This window comes from Jatrophihabitans sp., from assembly GCF_046262535.1.
Lineage (GTDB): Bacteria > Actinomycetota > Actinomycetes > Mycobacteriales > Jatrophihabitantaceae > Jatrophihabitans.
Map to the genome: position 1 here is coordinate 1 of NZ_JBHEMO010000036.1, position 4,134 is coordinate 4,134.

The window sequence follows — 4,134 nt, forward strand, 5'->3', positions numbered from 1 at the left end:
TGTTGGCCGACAACCCCGATTTCGCGCGGCACATGCTCATCATCCTGTGCACCCGGCTGCGCGAGGCCGAGAAGCGCGCGGGATAGAAGCCGATCGCGTGCCGGACTTCGCCGAAGAGCTCGGTCGGATCTCGCTGTTCGCCGGGCTCGACCAGAGTGAGCTGGCGGCGATCGCCAAGAACGCCTTCGTCCGTCGCCTCGCCCGCGGGCAGGTCCTGTTCACCCAGGGCGAGCCGAGCGATCACCTGTTCCTCGTCCGTTCCGGACGGCTGCGGGTGTTCGTGGCGTCGCACCATGGCGAGGAGTTGGTGCTGTCGGTCTCCGGACCGGGCTCAGCCCTCGGTGAGCTCTCGGTCCTCGACCGCGAGCCGCGGTCGGCCACCGTCGAGGCGCTCGAGGCCGTGGAGCTCATCGCGGTACCCGGCGACGACGCCCGAACGCTGCTGGAGACCAATCCCAAGGCGTTGCGCGCCGTAGCGGTGGCCCTCGCGGCCGGGATGCGGCGCTTGAGCGGGACGGCCGCCGACCTGGTCTTCCTCGACCTGCCCCGACGGCTGGCCAAACTGCTGCTGGCCGAGTCGGTCACCCGCCCGGACGGGACGACCGAGAGCCGGCTCGCGATGAGCCAGACGGGCGTCGCCGCGCGCCTCGGCGTCACTCGGCAGTCCTTGAACCGCGCGCTGTCCGCGCTCGCCCAGCGCAGCTGGATCACCGTCGACGGGGCGACGATCCGCCTCGACGATGTGGCTGCACTGACGCGATTCGCGGAGGGGTGAGCCGGAAGCCTTCAGCCGGCGACTGTTCAGCCGGCGGCGGCTCGGCCGGCCGATAGCGAGAGTGCGGCATCCAGGTCACGCAGCCACGCTGTGGCCCGCAGATCCGTGAACGTCTCGCGAGCGGCGAACAGGTGTGTTGTCGCTTCTGCCGCACGACCCTGCCCGGTCAGCCAGACGCCCAATGTCGCCTGGGCTCGCGCCCGGAACGGGACGGCTCCGAACGCGTCGAGTGCGGCGATACCGGTGCGCAAGTCCTGCTCGACGTCGGTCGGGTAGGCGGCCGACTCCGGGTCCAACGCCTCGATGCTCCCGCGCAGCCACGACAGCTCGGCCGCGAGCAGCGGCGTCAGTCGGATGCGCGCGACGGCGGTCACCGGTTCGAGCAGCTCTCGCGCGGTGGCGAACTGGCCCGTCTCGATCAACCACGTCAGCGTCCACGCCCACAGGTGCGGGAAGTCGTCATCGAGGTCGATGTATCGGACCGCGAAGTCGATCAGCCGGCGGCTCGATCCGGCGAGTGCGGCACCGTCACCGCTGAGGCGGTCGAGCAGCACCCGGATGGCAATGGGGAAGAGCCAGTCGGCCGACTCCAGCTGGCCGGTCTCGCCGATGCCCGCCAACGCGTTCAGGGCTTCGAGGTCGAGTTGCTCTTCCCGGGCGACCGCGATGAGGGCGGCCTCGATGGTGAAGAACGCGGCGGCCGACTGCGCCGGTGGCCGTTCCTTCAACAAGGGCAGCTCTCGGAGCGCCACCGCTTCGTCCCAGCGACCGGCCAGCGTGAACACGATCGTCAGGTTGGCGGCCGTGTGCCACGACATGTTGCTGTTGCCGGCCTGCTCGTGCAGCTTCATTGCTTCCTGACCGGCCGCGAGGCTGGCGTCGAGGTTGCGATTCATCCCGAACGCGAGCTGGTTCACGAGCGGGATGCCCAGCTCCAACACGAGTTGGCCGGCTCGCGCCACGTCGGCGGCCAGGCCGAACATCGCTTGGCCGATGCGCGGATGGCCGCGCAGAAGGTACACGATGCCGAGGGCGTTCAGCGCCCCGGCGATGTCCCGCGGGTCGCCGCCGTCCTCGGCCAGTCGAAGGGACCGTTCGAGCCATCGACCGGACTCGTCGAAGCGCGCCAGGTCGTTGAGGTAGACCCCGCCGGCGCGGGTCAGCCGCGCTGCGATCGACACGGGCAACCGGTCGACCTGCTCGTCGATCAAGAACGGCTCGAGCAGGGCCCAGCCTTCCTCGAACCGCCCGGTGACCCGCATCGCCAAAGCGGCAGTCGTAACGGCCCGGGCGATCTCGACCGGTTGCGCCTCGTGGTCGCCCGCCGCTATCGGCAGCGCGTGGTCAGTGGCTTCCTCGTGTGCCCCAGCAGCGAACGCGGCTTCGGCCGCGACGAGGTGCAGCCGTACTTGCTGCACGGGTTCCGCAGTGAGCTCCAGGGCCTCGGCGTAGGCGCGGACCGCGTCACGTGGCGCGCCGACGGCCAGCGAGCGCTCGGCTGATCGTTCCAACCAGCGACTGAGCCGACCCGCGATCTCGTCGCGCTGCGAGCCATCCGGCGCGACCAACGGCAGGGCATCGCGCAGGTGCTGAGCGATCACCGTCGTGAGCTCGCTGTCGTCGTCCGCTCCGGCCTCGAGGCGCGCCACCACGTCGAGGTGCCGCTGCAACCGGTCCCGCCGCGACTGCGTCTGGTAGGCCACCGTCCGCACCACCGACTGGACGAAGGCGTACTGCCCTTCCTCGGCCGACAGCCGGTCGGTGACCGTCGTGAGCAGGTCGCGGACGACCAGCTCGCGCAGACTCGCCGGCAGGTCGTCCGAATGCCCACTGATGGCGGCCAGCGCGTCGAGGGTGAACGTGTGGCCGAGCACCGAGGCCGCGGCGAGCACCGCGCGCTCGGTCGGCGGCAGCAGGTCGAGCCGGCTGGCGACCAGCACCTGCAGGCTGGCCGGGGCGGCGAGCGCGTCCAACGTTGCGGTGTCGACCCCGGTCACCAGCCGGACCGCGCCGGGAGTCCGGGTGGGGCCGCCGGCGGTCAGACCCTGGTCGTTCATGGCCCGGACGGTCTCGATCGCGAACAGCGGGTTGCCCTCGGCCCGCTCGACCAGCGCGTTGCGCACGTCAGCCGGCAACCCCTCCACCAAACCGTCCAGCAACGAAGCGATGTCGGACCGGGACAACGTCTCCAGGCCGACGACATTCGCCCGGCGCAGCGCCGCGAGCGCGGGGCGGCGCGACAGCAGCTCCGGTCGCGCCAGCAGCACGATCAGCATCGGCGCCTGGGCGACCATCGACAGGTGCTCGACGAAATCGAGCAGGCCGTCGTCGGCGTGGTGGGCATCATCGACGATCCAGACGATCGACTCGTCCTCAGTCTGCGACAGCCGCTCGAACCAGCTCAGCCACGCGCTGAAGAGATCGGGCCGGGCGAGGTCGGTGCCGCCGGGCAGCCCAAGCAGGTTGACCAGCGCCGGCAGCAGACGCGCGCGCTCGGCCTCGTCAGCGACGTAGGTCTCGAGCGAGCGCACCAACTTCTCGCGCGTGGTCGCCTCAGTGTCGTCCTCGGTCGCACTGATCCGGCCGCGGACGGCCGACGTCAGCGCGGAGAACGCGACGCCGTCGCCGTACGCCAGACACCGCCCCCGATGCCACAGCACGGTGGCCGACAGCCCGTCGATGTAGTTCTCGAGTTCCCAACTGAGTCGCGTCTTGCCGATTCCCGCGTCGCCGGACAGGATCACCAGCCGGGGGCGGCGCTCCTCGGCCGCGACGTGGAACATCTCCTTGAGCACGCTCAGCTCGCGGCGGCGACCGACCAGCGGCGCCTGCACCCGGTCGCTGCTGCGCTCGCCGCCCACACCGCCGCGGACGGCGGTGGCGACGAAGAGCTCGACCGGCTCGGCCTTGCCCTTCAGCTCGTGCGAGGCGGCGGCTGCGAAGTCGATCGAGCCGCCGGTCAGCGACCGTGTCTGCGCATCGACCCAGACGGTCCCGGGCTGCGCCTTCGCCTGCACGCGCGCCGCGGTGTTGACCGCGTCTCCCGCGACCATCCCCTGATTGGTGGCGCCGAGGGTCACCGCGACCTCGCCGGTGACGACCCCGACCCGCATCGCCAGTCCAGGCGCACCCACCGACTCACCGAACGCCGTCACCGCCTCGGCCAGATCCAGCCCGGCCCGCACCGCGCGCTCGGCGTCGTCCTCGTGCGCGGTCGGGACGCCCCAGACGGCCATCACCGCGTCGCCGATGAACTTCTCGATCGTCCCGCCATAACGCGCTACGACGCCGCGCGCGGTGTCGAAATATCGGCCCAGCAGTTCGCGGACCTCTTCGGGGTCGCGCACCTCCGACAGTGA

At 71.0% G+C, this 4,134-nt stretch carries 2 protein-coding genes; one reads left to right on the forward strand and one right to left on the reverse strand.

The features are described from left to right. The first annotated feature begins 97 nt into the window (after nt 1-97). Nucleotides 98-775 carry a Crp/Fnr family transcriptional regulator gene (locus ABR571_RS05770; RefSeq protein ID WP_409452232.1) on the forward strand — a complete coding sequence of 226 codons (678 nt, stop codon included), beginning with the start codon at nt 98-100 and terminating at the stop codon, nt 773-775. A gap of 26 nt (nt 776-801) precedes the next feature. Here the strand turns inward: ABR571_RS05770 and ABR571_RS05775 are convergent. Further along, nucleotides 802-4,134, reverse strand: a 3,333-nt coding sequence (locus ABR571_RS05775) for an AAA family ATPase (protein WP_409452233.1), incomplete at its 5' end; no start/stop codon positions are given.